Origin of the sequence: Nostoc sp. XA010, assembly GCF_020829625.1 — a bacterium.
Lineage (GTDB): Bacteria > Cyanobacteriota > Cyanobacteriia > Cyanobacteriales > Nostocaceae > Nostoc.
The window spans coordinates 1-12,660 of sequence record NZ_JAIVFX010000068.1; the positions used below are offsets into that span (position 1 = coordinate 1).

16 protein-coding genes and 4 pseudogenes are annotated in these 12,660 nt (G+C 42.5%); 8 read left to right on the plus strand and 12 right to left on the minus strand.

Going from position 1 to position 12,660, the window contains the following annotated elements; translation table 11 throughout:
- Positions 1-99: 99 nt before the first annotated feature.
- From LC608_RS34240 to LC608_RS34250, 3 genes are all read right to left on the minus strand, one after another.
- A complete protein-coding gene (locus tag LC608_RS34240) occupies positions 100-393 on the minus strand; it encodes a hypothetical protein (protein WP_229557814.1) in 294 nt (97 codons plus the stop codon).
- A gap of 86 nt (positions 394-479) precedes the next feature.
- A complete protein-coding gene (locus LC608_RS34245) occupies positions 480-701 on the minus strand; it encodes a hypothetical protein (RefSeq protein ID WP_229557815.1) in 222 nt (73 codons plus the stop codon).
- 163 nt (positions 702-864) lie between these two features.
- A complete protein-coding gene (locus tag LC608_RS34250; RefSeq protein WP_229557816.1) occupies positions 865-1,326 on the minus strand; it encodes a hypothetical protein in 462 nt (153 codons plus the stop codon).
- Between the two features lie 37 nt (positions 1,327-1,363).
- On the opposite strand from LC608_RS34250, the gene LC608_RS34255 reads away from it, so the two are divergent.
- Positions 1,364-1,504 carry a hypothetical protein gene (locus LC608_RS34255; RefSeq protein WP_229557817.1) on the plus strand — a complete coding sequence of 47 codons (141 nt, stop codon included), beginning with the start codon at positions 1,364-1,366 and terminating at the stop codon, positions 1,502-1,504.
- 198 nt (positions 1,505-1,702) lie between these two features.
- On the opposite strand, the gene LC608_RS34260 is transcribed toward LC608_RS34255, so the two are convergent.
- A complete protein-coding gene (locus LC608_RS34260) occupies positions 1,703-1,930 on the minus strand; it encodes a hypothetical protein (protein WP_229557818.1) in 228 nt (75 codons plus the stop codon).
- Positions 1,931-2,329: 399 nt separating this feature from the next.
- Here LC608_RS34260 and LC608_RS34265 point away from each other — a divergent pair.
- A pseudogene (locus tag LC608_RS34265) lies at positions 2,330-2,692 on the plus strand (oxidoreductase); the annotation flags it as partial.
- Between the two features lie 201 nt (positions 2,693-2,893).
- Positions 2,894-3,127 (plus strand): annotated as a pseudogene (locus tag LC608_RS34270) (transposase); the annotation flags it as partial.
- 515 nt (positions 3,128-3,642) lie between these two features.
- Here the strand turns inward: LC608_RS34270 and LC608_RS34275 are convergent.
- Complete coding sequence (locus tag LC608_RS34275; protein WP_229557819.1) at positions 3,643-4,281, minus strand: MarC family protein; 639 nt, start codon at positions 4,279-4,281, stop codon at positions 3,643-3,645.
- A gap of 304 nt (positions 4,282-4,585) precedes the next feature.
- A pseudogene (locus LC608_RS34285) lies at positions 4,586-5,689 on the minus strand (aldo/keto reductase).
- 310 nt (positions 5,690-5,999) lie between these two features.
- Here LC608_RS34285 and LC608_RS34290 point away from each other — a divergent pair.
- Positions 6,000-7,592, plus strand: a complete 1,593-nt coding sequence (locus LC608_RS34290; protein ID WP_229557822.1) for an alkaline phosphatase — start codon at positions 6,000-6,002, stop codon at positions 7,590-7,592.
- 267 nt (positions 7,593-7,859) lie between these two features.
- On the opposite strand, the gene LC608_RS34295 is transcribed toward LC608_RS34290, so the two are convergent.
- On the minus strand, positions 7,860-8,003 hold the full coding sequence (locus tag LC608_RS34295; protein WP_229557823.1) for a hypothetical protein: 144 nt from the start codon (positions 8,001-8,003) through the stop codon (positions 7,860-7,862).
- A 177-nt stretch (positions 8,004-8,180) separates the two neighbouring features.
- Between LC608_RS34295 and LC608_RS34300 the strand changes: the two genes are divergently transcribed.
- Positions 8,181-8,660, plus strand: coding sequence for a hypothetical protein (locus LC608_RS34300; RefSeq protein WP_190730326.1), 480 nt, complete (start codon positions 8,181-8,183; stop codon positions 8,658-8,660).
- A 151-nt stretch (positions 8,661-8,811) separates the two neighbouring features.
- On the opposite strand, the gene LC608_RS34305 is transcribed toward LC608_RS34300, so the two are convergent.
- Both LC608_RS34305 and LC608_RS34310 read right to left on the minus strand, forming a co-directional pair.
- Positions 8,812-9,099, minus strand: coding sequence for a hypothetical protein (locus LC608_RS34305; protein WP_229557824.1), 288 nt, complete (start codon positions 9,097-9,099; stop codon positions 8,812-8,814).
- A gap of 4 nt (positions 9,100-9,103) precedes the next feature.
- Positions 9,104-9,310: a DUF3696 domain-containing protein gene (locus LC608_RS34310; protein WP_229557825.1), complete on the minus strand. Its 207-nt coding sequence runs from the start codon at positions 9,308-9,310 to the stop codon at positions 9,104-9,106.
- Between the two features lie 64 nt (positions 9,311-9,374).
- Here LC608_RS34310 and LC608_RS34315 point away from each other — a divergent pair, with 64 nt between their 5' ends.
- The gene (locus LC608_RS34315) at positions 9,375-9,749 is read left to right on the plus strand and encodes a hypothetical protein (RefSeq protein ID WP_229557826.1); all 375 of its coding nucleotides are present in this window, start codon (positions 9,375-9,377) and stop codon (positions 9,747-9,749) included.
- A gap of 34 nt (positions 9,750-9,783) precedes the next feature.
- Here the strand turns inward: LC608_RS34315 and LC608_RS34320 are convergent, their stop codons facing one another.
- Together LC608_RS34320 and LC608_RS34325 are read right to left on the minus strand one after the other, a co-directional pair.
- The gene (locus LC608_RS34320) at positions 9,784-10,710 is read right to left on the minus strand and encodes a reverse transcriptase/maturase family protein (RefSeq protein ID WP_308189974.1); all 927 of its coding nucleotides are present in this window, start codon (positions 10,708-10,710) and stop codon (positions 9,784-9,786) included.
- A 146-nt stretch (positions 10,711-10,856) separates the two neighbouring features.
- On the minus strand, positions 10,857-11,003 hold the full coding sequence (locus LC608_RS34325) for a hypothetical protein (RefSeq protein ID WP_229557830.1): 147 nt from the start codon (positions 11,001-11,003) through the stop codon (positions 10,857-10,859).
- A 134-nt stretch (positions 11,004-11,137) separates the two neighbouring features.
- Here LC608_RS34325 and LC608_RS34330 point away from each other — a divergent pair.
- Together LC608_RS34330 and LC608_RS34335 are read left to right on the plus strand one after the other, a co-directional pair.
- Positions 11,138-11,431, plus strand: a pseudogene (locus LC608_RS34330) (tyrosine-type recombinase/integrase); the annotation flags it as partial.
- Between the two features lie 77 nt (positions 11,432-11,508).
- Entirely contained in the window at positions 11,509-11,745 is a 237-nt protein-coding gene (locus LC608_RS34335) for a hypothetical protein (protein ID WP_229557827.1), read from the plus strand.
- 50 nt (positions 11,746-11,795) lie between these two features.
- Here LC608_RS34335 and LC608_RS34340 read toward each other — a convergent pair whose 3' ends face one another.
- The gene (locus LC608_RS34340) at positions 11,796-11,960 is read right to left on the minus strand and encodes a hypothetical protein (protein ID WP_229557828.1); all 165 of its coding nucleotides are present in this window, start codon (positions 11,958-11,960) and stop codon (positions 11,796-11,798) included.
- Positions 11,961-12,660: the final 700 nt, after the last annotated feature.

Sequence of the window (12,660 nt, forward strand, 5' to 3'; positions counted from 1 at the left end):
ATTGGGTGGACTTGTACGATAGCCTCAAAGAGAAAAAGTAAGTCCAATCATCTTGTTCGCGTAAACAATTCGCGAACACTATTTTCTTTGTTTTACCCTCTATTTCTCCTTAACCGAGCAGTATTGGTACAGGTTTTTATCTTCAGCAGAAATATTAGATTGATTAAGAGACTTCCACTGTTCCTCAAATTTGGAGTATTCAGGGTGTTCCTTCAAAATGGCAACCATTTTCTCAATTACTTCTTGATGATTCTGCTTAAGTTCACTGTAGGCGATCGCTCCTGATACCATGTGTCCAGCTTTATTCCAAGCAAAAGCTGGGTACTGCCAAATCAGGATTGTTGATAATACTGTCAATAAAGAAAACTTAGCGAAAGAATGTAACTTCAGCATAAAATTCTTTGTTAGAAAATACAGCTAAAGTATAGGTTGCATTCAGGTAAGTTAGGGTTAAATTTGCATGAGAAAAATAAATCACCCTACACAATACTCATATATTTCAATAAACAGAGCTGTACATTAACGAGTTTAAAGGTGCGATGCCGTTCGCGGAGCGTCTCGTAGAGAAGGCGGGTGGGTACGCCATCGCACTCTTTGATTTTCGGTGCATAGCAAGTGTACTGCTTTGTCACAAGCGATCGCCATTGCAACTTTTCCTCGCTTGAACGGGCAGGGGCAATACCTCTGACGGATTGCCCCATTCGCCACAAAGCCGTGTCACATAATCTGTTAACAATGACATCAATTTGTTAAACGTGACATCAATCTGTTAACAGTGACAAATAATTAGTTAATGCAACTCATAGTACTAGTGTACTGCTTTAAAAAAGCGATCGCTGTTCAATAGATGGATTGGCTATGCAATTAGTCGTGAACTGGATTTAGTTGGGTTCCATAATCAATGATCACGCCACTTGAAACTCGGCGATTATTGGCTTGACTATTATCTATTGCAGCTTGAGAACGAGTTTCGGGTGTGACACAAACATAGTCATTGGGAACAGCTTTGCGCCAAACATAGCCTTGACGACAAGTAAAAGGGCCATAAAGCCCTCCTCCTGGCTGAATCCGATTAGCGACTTGACTATTATCTATTGCAGCTTGAGAACGAGTTTGTGGTGTGACACAAACATGGTCATTAGGAACGGCTTCGCGCCAAACATAGCCTTGACGACAAGTATCGGGCCCATAAGGTAGTCCTTGCGCTTGAGCCGAATTACCAAACACTAGTGAAAGAGTTGTAGAGCTAACCAAGACAGCCAAAGTAGTTCCAGTTAACAAGGTAGTTGCCGAAAATAGAGATGCAGAAAGTTTCTGAATGTACATTGCGTGTTTTTCCTGCCTTGATGGCAAATAATTTGAGATGAACACCAATACATTGATTTATACTTTGGTGTTGAAAGTTTTATGCAATCTGGACATCATCCACGGAGAAATTGCAACAGCGATTGCTCCAAGAGATGCATTAGACAGGTCAAGCACCAAAGAATTTTTTAACATTTAATTAACAGTTTAAATTGGGTATCGGAACTATGTTCTTAAATTCAACAAAATAAGTATTCGACAGCAGTTAGTTTATGCGATGGCGGAAGCGCCCGCTTTATAGCGAGCGATCGCTCTTAATTCTTAGAGGAAACCCTAAGCGACACCAAACAGCCCGTTGCAGACATTGCTCCCACTTGGGCCAGAACTGAAAACCCCATCACTCCCCATCCTTAACCTCTAACTGATAAATCCGCATTGATGGGTATTCGTCCATCATCCGCCAGTAATACCCAGTAGGCGGCGACTGCACCCTACTACCACAGCGATACAAAAAGATTGGCTCGTCCCGCTTCATCACTTTCTTAACTGTTTGCTCCAGGGTGGTGTCGGGGTTATCGCTGTCGTACCAAACTAAGTGTGACTTTCCTTCATACCCAGCCGCCATTAAGCTAGCAAATAGCCATTCTATCAGCGATTGAATCTGCTGTTGCTCAACGCCGCAGCTTTGTTATCCATAGCAATCAATTGTTGGTTGGGCTGGTTTGGGTTTGAGGAAGTTTAAGAATTTCATGACTGTGAGAAACGCAACTATTACCAGAGTTCCCATTTGATGAGGTGCGATACCTAGCTTGGGCAAGAAAGTGCGATCGCTTCATAGGTGTAGCTTTGACTCGCTTGTATTTTTTAAGAGCGATTTTTCCTCAAGTTAAGCCTTAACAGTATTTAACCGTATTTTTCACAAAATGATTGTATATTTTTTAATTTATGGCTGTGCCATAAAATCACACCTTTCACTGAATATCAATTCAATATTAGTTAAGTATTTGTTGGTGAGGTCGCTGCCAATTTAACGCTAGCTGATACTGGCCTTGGCCCAATTCTGCTGTATCCTGTTAAAACTGAACGTTTCAAGCGACCCAATTTCCGGGTTCCGAACCAGAAGGTTGTGTTTCTGTTTGCCATACTGCGAACAGCAGTACCACCAGATGATTCTGTAATTACAAAAATGCTCAACGATAATCGTAGACTCTTTGAGCAAAATCGTGATTTGGGTGGTTATCAATATCCTGTAAACGCCCTGTCCTTCTCCCATAATGATTGGCAGCAGCATTTTCATCCAGTTTGGGGAAATTTGGTAAGTGCAAAGCGACGTTACGATCCAGATAATTTACTAACACCAAGTCAGGGCATTTTCGCAAACTGTTAGCCTAAACTTTTCCTCTCTACGAGACGCGCTTACGCGAACGCTTGAATGCAAAAGATGAAGTACTCGCTATTAGTGAGAAGCAATGAAAGTGAAATAATAAACTAGTAGCCTGCCAAGGTAACTTTGCTAAGTAAAACCTCTAATTGGTAAAATAGCCAAAAACGGGGTGTAACATGGCGAAAAAGTACATTGTTGACTTGAATAAAGTTTCACTATACTCCTAAACACGCTTCTTGGCTGAATCAAGTAGAAATTGAATTATCTGTTTTATCTCGCCAATGTTTAGAACGGCGTATTCCTAATGCAGAAACATTAACTTCTGAGATTGCCGCTTGGGAGAAACAACGTAATCAACAAAAAGCCAGTGTCTATTGGGGTTTTCAAACCAAAGATGCTCGCCGAAAAATGCAGCGTTTATATCCCAACTTAACCTAGCAAAGTTCTCTTGGTAGACTACTAGTTGAGTTCCTAGCTGATCAGTAGATAAATCGTAATGAGTTGCTTCAAACCCATCCTTTTGGTAAGTGTATGGCGAACCTGTTTTTGGGTTGATGGCAGGTGCAAACTTTGATGAACCAAAACCTGACCATACAGGAATTGAAGGAGCGATAGCATGAGTCAAGTCAACATATTTGGCTTTTTTGAGTGAGTGCTGATAAACTTGCCATAAGGAAGGCTCACGTAATGGCTGTACCGCGTTTACAGACACCAAACCAACACCAAACAAAACTATTAAACAAACAATTCCCCAGAAAGTTTTTTGAAATAGTTGACGCAAAAATCTATCTAGTTCTTGCAAGGGATGTGTTTGGTTACATTGCGGCAGTATTGTCATTGTGTTATTTGTTATTGCAATTGATAGCTCTAATTGTTTTACCACAAATTGCTATGCTGTTTTTTCATCACATTTATTCAACTACATAAATTCTGAGTTTTTTATAATTTAAAGATTATTTAACTTGAATATAGAACGCCTCTTTCAACAAGGAAATAGAGCCATCGGCAATAAACCGCACACCAATTGCTAGGATGAAAAAACCAAAAACTCGATTTAAGGCTCCCACACCATTTTTTCCTAACTTCTTAATAAGTGGTTCTCCTAAGGCCAGGCACAGATAAAGGCTTATACCTATTAAAGCAATTCCCACTAAAGACTCAAGATAGTCTACCCAATCTTTAAAGCTAATCGATAAACTCGTTACTACCCCAATTGCTCCAGGCCCACTGATTAATGGCACTGCCATTGGTGTAAAAGAAATATCTTCTTTATCTAGAGCCTCATCATTTTCTGATGGAGTTAGTCGTTGACGGACTGTAACCATTTCCCACGCTGTATGAGCAACAAGTAATCCCCCTGCCAGCCGTAGCACATTTAATGAGATTCCAAAAAATTCTAGAATCCACCTGCCAGTTAGTAAAAACACAGCTAAAACTAAGACTACATTTATGGCAGTTTGTATCGCCTGTCGATGGCGTCCAGATGATGTTTCCATCGCTGTTAAGCTGTAAAAAACCGGAACTGCACCTATTGGATTGGCGATTGGGAAAACAGCCATAAAGGTGAAGAATGTATTTGGAATTAACGACATTATCAATATTTGGATATCTAGGTTTCCTAGAAGCAGAGTTTAGCAGACAGTGGGGGGTGCGGTTACACCCACTTTACACTTTACTTTTACTCTAAGAACCACCGATGCTCCCGCCTGCGGCTGGCGCTTGAGCCATCACACCTCACCCTGTTCTTAGAGGAAACCCAAAAGCGATCGCCCTCACCCCCCAGCCCTTCCTTCGCCCAAGCCAACCATCGGAATGTGCCACCCTTTTTCAAAGAGGAAAGCTCTTTGGGGGATGGGAGGGAATAACTGTTGACTATTAACTTCCAAGGTAGCGGTACTAGCTGTTTGAGGAACTGGCTTGATTGAGAAGGTCAATAGCATCTTGGTCGAGATTTATATTGACAGCTTTGATGATATCGTTGAGTTGCTCAACATGGGTTGCACTAACAATAGGAGCGGTAATGGTAGGATTAGCAATGAGCCACGCCAGAGAAACTTGGGTGGGAGTAGAATTATAAGTCTTTGCCACCTGATCAATTGCCTCTAGAATTCGTAAACCACGGGGGTTCAAATATCTTTTTACAGAGCTACCACGCAGACTAATAGACAAATCTTCTTCTGAGCGATATTTACCAGAGAGAAAGCCACTGCACCAGGGCAAACGCATCTAAAGTATAAGAATCCTTTAATAGCAAGGGTTTCAACGTTTTTAAATTTAGCCTATTTTTTCGTCAAGATCCTTATCCAGCAGGGGTTTCAGAAATGCCGTGCGTTCGCCCTGGCCACTGCACAGAGAGGAATAGCTAATCACACCAATTGAGTTTTCTTGGCAAATTTGTTGTAAATTTTGCTCATAACCATCTCGGTCATATAAGTTATAACCGGGCTGAAGGCTTTCGTAGCGAGGATAGCCATATTGACGACTAATTTCTAATGCCTGTAACAGACGCTCTGCACTATAGTTTGAAGCACCAATCGCACGTACTTTTCCTTGACGAATCAATTCTGCGTAGGTTTCAAGAGTTTCTTCAAGTGGAGTGCTTCCATCGTCGATATGCGATTGATATAGATCAATATAATCGGTTTGTAACCTTTGCAATGAGTCTTCAACAGCTTGTTGAATGTGTTGGCGAGAAAGCCCTTTGCCTTTAACACCCATATCGTTGCCAACCTTCGTTGCAATCACCACTTGGTTACGATGACCACGCTGCTTGAGCCATTTTCCTAAAATTGTCTCAGACTCTCCACCAAGATTTCCTGCAACCCATGTGGAATAGACATCGGCTGTGTCAATAAAATTACCTCCAGCCGCTATAAAGTGATCTAAAATCTCAAATGAACTATTTTCATCAATTGTCCAGCCAAACACGTTACCACCAAAAGATAGTGGTGATACTTCTAGTTCTGAACGTCCAAGTTTACGTCTTTGTGTAACAACCATAAGTTTTCTCTCAAGACAGTTTTAGAATTACTTGTGCCAACTATAGAGGTTTCCTCTAAGAAACTTTTATCCGGTAAAAGAATAAACCCTGCCAGACGGTAAGATTTGCAATTTAAATGTTGTATTCATGTTGACACATACCCAGCAGACTCCCATCGGCACCCAAACCCAAGTTATTAAAGCACTATTAGTTCAGATTAAACAATTAAGGTTGTGTTGGAATAATCAACGCTTAACCTGATTGCAAAGAGGCATTAAAGTTGCGCTGTTACACTTTGCTGTGATTCAAACGCGACAATCAGGGGAGTATATGCAGAACTTCAACTTCGAGCGCTTGCTATCAAGTCGCTTGAGACGGCGACAAGTTTTGATTGGGACTGGAGCCTTAACTGGTTTTGCGATCGCTAATCAATTCTCTAACAAAGTTCTCGCCCAGCCCCGATTCTCTAATTATCCCTTTAGTCTGGGTGTTGCTTCTGGTGAACCACTTCCAGATAATGTAGTGCTGTGGACGCGTTTAGCCCCCGATCCGCTCAATGGTGGTGGGATGCCACAATATAATGTTCCAGTGCAGTGGCAGGTTGCTACCGACGAAAAGATGCGGCAAGTTGTCCGCAGTGGCACACAGATAGCTACTCCAGAATTTGGGCACTCTGTTCATGTAGAAGTGCAAGGATTACAACCTGCACGTTGGTACTGGTATCAGTTTAGGGTGGGCAATGAAGTTAGTCCAATCGGGCGGACTCGCACTGCTCCTAACCCGCGCGATCGCGTTGAGCGCTTCCGTTTTGCCTTTGCTTCCTGTCAAAACTGGCAAAGTGGTTATTATGCCGCCTACAAAAATATGGCTCAAGAGGATTTAGACCTAGTGGTTCATCTAGGCGATTATATTTATGAAGGCGCACCGAGTACAACTGCGCTGCGCCCGCACGATGGCAATGGTGAGCCATTTACCTTAGAGGAGTATCGTAACCGCTACGCTTTGTACAAGAGTGACCCAAACCTAAAAGCAACTCATGCTGCATTTCCTTGGCTAGTCACTTGGGACGACCACGAAGTTGACAATAATTGGGCGGATGAAATTCCTCAAGACCCCGAAGTACAATCACGCTCCGTGTTCCTTGCCCGTCGTGCTGCTGCTTTTCAGGCATACTACGAACACATGCCACTGCGGGACTTCTCAAAGCCTAGAGGACTTGATTTGCAGCTCTACCGACGGTTGACTTTTGGCGATCTCGTTGAATTCAATGTCCTAGATACCCGCCAGTACCGTACCAATCAACCCTGTGGTGACGGGCGTAAGCCACGATGCGCTGAGGCTACTGACCCAACTGCCACAATGACTGGTTCGGAGCAAGAGCGGTGGCTGTTTGAGGGACTAGATCGCTCTGGCGCACGCTGGAACGTCATTGCCCAACAAACTATCATGGCTCAGTTTGACTACGATACCGGAGCGGGAGAAGTCTTCAACCTTGACCAGTGGGATGGTTATGTTGCCTCTCGCAATCGCATTCTCGGTTTCATCCAGCAACGCCGCCCCTCAAACCCCGTAGTCATTACTGGTGACTGGCATTCTAGCTGGGTTAATGACCTGAAGGCTAACTTCGACGACCCCAACTCACAAACAGTAGCGACTGAGTTTGTTGGTACTTCGATCAGTTCAAGTTGTCCTTGGACATTCGACGTAGAAGCAGCATTGCCACAGAACCCGTGGGTGAAATATTTCAATGGTAGACTACGCGGTTATGTTCGCTGCGATCTGAACCGCGAACGCTGGCGTACTGACTACCGACTGCTGCCTCAGTCTCAACCTACTGAAATTACGGTGTCCAATCCAAATGCACCTGTCATTACAGCAGCTTCCTTCGAGTTGCCAAATCAGGGAGTTGTAGCAAAAGTTTAGTAGGTATCAAGCCGAGATGTTTGTAATGTCGTGCAATATGAGTTTAAAAGGCTTGATTTTTCGTTGTAAATAGAGGCTTTTTTGACTCTGATGTAGCAAATTCTCAAAGGCAGACAGGATAAGGTTTTTCAGACCATCTTGTAGGAAATTACAAGGGTTTCGGCTCAATGCCAAATAGATTACACGATTAAGGAGTTTTTTGCTTACGCTAAGAGTGCGATCGCCTACGGCGGGCGGGTACGCCATCGCACATTTACTATGTATTTTCTAGTACATTACTAGCCAGTTGTAGTGTTCGCGCAGCGTCTCGTAGAGAAGCGATGACCGAGCGCTGTGGGTTGGCTGCTGAGTTCTACAGCGTTGGGTCAACAACTGGCGATTTGTGGCTGTTCTGTTCTGTTGATATCTCATTTAAACCGCAATTCAGAGATAAGTTATGCCAAATTGCCTGAACCTTGAAACATAGCGGTATAACTTCAATTTTTTCTTAGAGGAAAGCCCAAGCGTAGGCGCACCCCTTAAAGTAAACATCGCCACCTCACAACCCCAAATCCTGCTAAAATCCCTGTATTCAATACACCAACTACCATGTCTGGCAAAGGATTTGGGCAATCTCAACCTACTAAAATCGATAAACTTATTGAATCTGCGGTGCGTTATTGCCACCAACGCAGTCCAGAAGCCCTAGACAGCATCTTTGATAATCTACCTGTCAACCTGAACCAACAAGTAGTAACAGGGATTTTGGCAGCATTGCAGAAAGATATTGACACTTTGAGTTGGTTTTGCGGCTATATGGCATCAGAAATCAACCGCAGTGAGGACAACCAAAAGCCTCATCATCCCATTGCCGAACTTAGCAAAACTTTGATTACATCGGGGATGGAACCGTTTACTGATTTTATGCCTTACCCAGGTTGCCGCATCGTCATACTCAATTCTGAGAAATTTGAATCATTGCCGCCTAGAGTGCAAGCAGCAGTCAAAGAAGCTTTTGATGTGGTAGAAACTAGTGGGGAAGAGGCACAAAGGAGAAATGAGGCATTGCTACGTGAGTTGGAAGTGTAGTAAACGACATAGTATAACTGCCAGATGAGCGTAGGCATCGCTACACACATTTACGTGTTTGTTGATATTAGGCGTTAATGTGCTTCTTTATTTATTAAATATATTAGTTGGATTGGAATATTGTGATAACAGTATCATGCCAAATAGTAATTTATTGAATAGTCTGATTGATTTTATCTGTATCACTGCTGATTATTTCTAAATTAAATAGACAATTCACTAAGAATCTAACTAAATAAGTCAATTTCAAAGCATTATCAAATGCTAGATTTGGCATGATGTTTTCAATAAGATATATTGATTCTTTAATAATATTCTCTATTCTTGGGCTTTGACCTTCTTGTAATAAAGATTGTATTGTTTGTAAATTGTTAACTAAATTATCTAAATTCGCTTGAGCTTCTTGTCTAAGAAAAAAGGTTTGTGTAAAATCGTTCATAAAGTTATATTTTGGCAGGCTCTAGCAAAACCATTAAAATGTTTTCCCACTCATCGAAGAACCCATCAGGCCATCGGTCAATTCTGCCGTCTTTATCAATGCGTGGTGACACAACTTTAATAAAAGCTTGATCTTGGTTTTGGTGGCGTTGAAAGTAATGTAATTGCACATCCTCCGGCTCAATTTTACCACCATGCACTGAAGATATCAACAGGGGGAAGACTTCACTTAAGTGTCCTTACTGTAATGGTGAGTTAACTGCCAAGAAAGGCAAGGTGAAAGAGCATCATTTTGCTCATAATGACCAAACCTGCCGCCCCATAGCTAACCGAGAATTACCTATTCTCCCACTATATGATAATTTCAACGTTCAGCTATCAGGCAAGGATTTGGCACAGCTAAAACTTCTTTGGCAAGAGTACGGAGTCAAAAATTACCCTATTAGTTCCTACTTAATTACTCCTGGTTTACTCAAAGCAGGAATGTTAAGAAAAAATGTCTACATTAAACCACCTGAGTATTATAAGTTTAATACTGAGGATGTCAAAATTGTGCTACGCGACTTACAACAAATGCAACCAAAAATACTATCTCAAAATGAAATAAATATTCTTGAGGAGAATACTAGCTTGATTCAAGTTGCTGTGTAACGTTTATATCACATCAGTGCAAGATACTTACTGCCTAGTAAGCCAAAATACCTTTTGTATTGCTATCCATAACTAGTGCGATTTGTTCGTAATGTACTTTTTGCTTCTGCTTGCTTGGGGTGATGATTGTTTTAAATCCCTGCTTCGAGTGATACTTTCCTTGGGGAAATTGTTGTATCGTAAAACCAAGGAAATTAAACCCTGGTTTTTCTTGCTCATACTGGTTGAGAGTGTGAGCGAGTCTCGTTTTACTGGGTTTTAATTCCAAACCCATGCCTTGTAACCATTCGGAGATTATCTCTTTACATCTTTGGACAACGGTTAAGTCTTCGTGGAGAATCACAAAGTCATCGGCGTATCGAATTAAGGATAGGCTTTTACATTTTACTTGCCAGCTTTTTTGCCCTTTACCTATTGATTTTTTCATATCTACGGTTTTGGCAAATTTCTTAATTCGTTCTTCCATCCCGTGGAGGGCAATATTAGCCAGTAGCGGGGAAATGACCCCGCCCTGTGGCGTACCCTCAGATGTTGGAAACAACTGCTTACCATCCATCACTCCCGCTTTTAACCAGGCACGAATTTTTCGGCGAATGGTGGGGAATGTATTTAATTTTCTTAACAGTGCCGAGTGGTTGATGCGGTCAAAACATTTGGCAATATCCGCATCTAGTACGTATTTGGGTTTTTCCCTAATTGCCATAAAAATTGCTTCAATCGCATCGTGGCATGAGCGTCCGGCTCTGAACCCGTATGAGTTAGGTTCAAATCGTGCTTCCCATTCTGGTTCTAATGCCAGTTTGACTAGCGCTTGCAAGGCTCGGTCTTTCATTGTAGGTATACCCAAAGGTCGCTTCTCTAGAGTTCCAGGCTTAGGAATCCATACCCGCCTAGTTGGGCTGACCCTTGTACCCAGGTTTAGATTTCCAGTAAGTCTCGAACCTGGGGGTGATGCTTTCACCGTTGCACCTACGGGATAGGATTTGAGGGTTCTAGAATACTAACTCTCACCTACATGGTCATTCAGTTATCTTGGCGCAGCCTCTCCCTTTGGGAGAAGGTTCGTACCTTGCGGCTAATCCTCCAAACCCTTATGGATTTTAGTTTCTAGCCAACGATTCGCACTTGTCCGCCGTAGCCCAGGTATCCGTCCCAGAGTTCCAACTTTTCTGGAGTAAATTCTTCATATTGGTCAAAGGTAATACCCGCAGGCTCTAGTTGAGGTTGTGGCAGTGGAGGTTGAGAGTTAGTCATACTAATCTTTGCAAGAAGTGACATCTTGCTTATTACTCTTCTCTGGCGCTAGCGCATCTATATTAGGGTACAAGTCGTGACATACCCTGACATACCCCCTCGCCGTAGGCATCGCGGCCGAACCAAAACCGTTAATTAGTAGAGAAGCTTGCAAACAAGCTGGGATAATTGGCGTGTCTACCCACAGCTTTAGAAGGACTGCTTTAACCCAGATGAGTAACGCTGGCATCCCATTGAGAGTTATTCAGGAAATCTCAGGACATCGGAATTTAGAGCAGTTGCAAAGATATCTGGAAGTGAGCGATGAACAGGTGTTAGGAGCGGCGGCGAGTTTGTCGATGCTGTCACCAGTTGGGGAAGATTCCGATAAATATGAACTTCAGAACAACGTGCAACTTACAAAAATGATTCCAAAACGGATATTTTAATACTTTATGTAGATATAAATGTAAAAGCAACGTGAAATAACTAAGTCTAGATTTGTACTAAGAAGATTTTTTGGAATATGGATAACGACAATCAGATAGACAAAAATAATTTTATCCACCAGCGATATCGATATCTTGGTAAGTACACGCCTCAAAATCTTTTATTCAATGCTAATCTTCAAGAATTTTCTGAACGTGTCTGTTATCTCTCTAATCTACAGACTTCGGGAAAAATTTCTTCACAGAAGTGCTATGAGGAAATTGAGTTACTCTGGCAGCAGTTAACAGAGAGCTTTAAGACGCTAATAAATTGATGAGTTTGACGTAACGTAACTGAATAATTCTACCTGGAAGTATCTGAGGATCAGGTATTGGGAGCGGTGGCTAGCTTGGCTATGTTGTCACCCGTTGGGGAAAATGTCGGGAAATATGCCAAAACCTCCAATCTATTTTTAGAGTAATGGGCATTGGATGTTAGGCATTGGGCGATCGCTCCCCCCTTGATAATTGCACCCCACTTTGGCATCACTTTTGCAATCTCAATTTTTCACCGCGAATGTTTGGGCTACATTTAATTGCCTCCCCGCCGCGCCGCCAAAACAAAAAAAAGGTATTTGGGGAATGGGGAATGAGGGAAGGGGGCTATCGCACTTCCAGGGATCGCACCTCTCCAGTGCCGCCACAATCGCCTACAGCAACTTTCGGCTAATCCCACAGCCAACACTCAACACACTCCTAGAATCCCAAAATTAACCCCACTCGTTATTTAAGTAGGGCATTGGGTATTGGGGATGAGGCAAGGAGGAGAGGCGATTACCTTCGGCGGCAAACTACGCTTTAACAAGGGTCATAAAGTGAGGTTAATAGCAATAGAAAAATCGCTATTAACCTCACTTTTTGATCAGTCTATACAGTTAGTGCCAGCATACTAGCATTATTGTATAAACCTACCAATTTCCTAACTGCGCTGCTGATTCAGCGCTTTCCTTATCTAACTATCCTTTCATATTTCAAGACTTCAGTTATTAAATCTCACACTATCATTTCATATTTGGCTAGCAACTGCGTTGCCTGACGGCGGCGATCGCTCCTAATGGCACACTGGTTGAGTCGATGGGGAGTATTATCTCCCGCACCTCTCAGTTAAATCTGGGCGTGCGACTTTCACCGCACCCAGCTTCCGATGTTCTTAGCTTGCGCCTTTGCTCATGTGTTTGTAATCGTGACAA

Excerpts from the sequence above, each read along its gene's own strand:
- LC608_RS34240 (WP_229557814.1), bottom strand. The coding sequence starts at position 393 with ATGCTGAAGTTACATTCTTTCGCTAAGTTTTCTTTATTGACAGTATTA.
- LC608_RS34245 (WP_229557815.1), bottom strand. The coding sequence starts at position 701 with ATGGGGCAATCCGTCAGAGGTATTGCCCCTGCCCGTTCAAGCGAGGAA.
- LC608_RS34250 (WP_229557816.1), bottom strand. The coding sequence starts at position 1,326 with ATGTACATTCAGAAACTTTCTGCATCTCTATTTTCGGCAACTACCTTG.
- LC608_RS34255 (WP_229557817.1), top strand. The coding sequence starts at position 1,364 with ATGAACACCAATACATTGATTTATACTTTGGTGTTGAAAGTTTTATGC.
- LC608_RS34260 (WP_229557818.1), bottom strand. The coding sequence starts at position 1,930 with ATGGCGGCTGGGTATGAAGGAAAGTCACACTTAGTTTGGTACGACAGC.
- LC608_RS34275 (WP_229557819.1), bottom strand. The coding sequence starts at position 4,281 with ATGTCGTTAATTCCAAATACATTCTTCACCTTTATGGCTGTTTTCCCA.
- LC608_RS34290 (WP_229557822.1), top strand. The coding sequence starts at position 6,000 with ATGCAGAACTTCAACTTCGAGCGCTTGCTATCAAGTCGCTTGAGACGG.
- LC608_RS34295 (WP_229557823.1), bottom strand. The coding sequence starts at position 8,003 with ATGAGATATCAACAGAACAGAACAGCCACAAATCGCCAGTTGTTGACC.
- LC608_RS34300 (WP_190730326.1), top strand. The coding sequence starts at position 8,181 with ATGTCTGGCAAAGGATTTGGGCAATCTCAACCTACTAAAATCGATAAA.
- LC608_RS34305 (WP_229557824.1), bottom strand. The coding sequence starts at position 9,099 with ATGAACGATTTTACACAAACCTTTTTTCTTAGACAAGAAGCTCAAGCG.
- LC608_RS34325 (WP_229557830.1), bottom strand. The coding sequence starts at position 11,003 with ATGACTAACTCTCAACCTCCACTGCCACAACCTCAACTAGAGCCTGCG.
- LC608_RS34335 (WP_229557827.1), top strand. The coding sequence starts at position 11,509 with ATGGATAACGACAATCAGATAGACAAAAATAATTTTATCCACCAGCGA.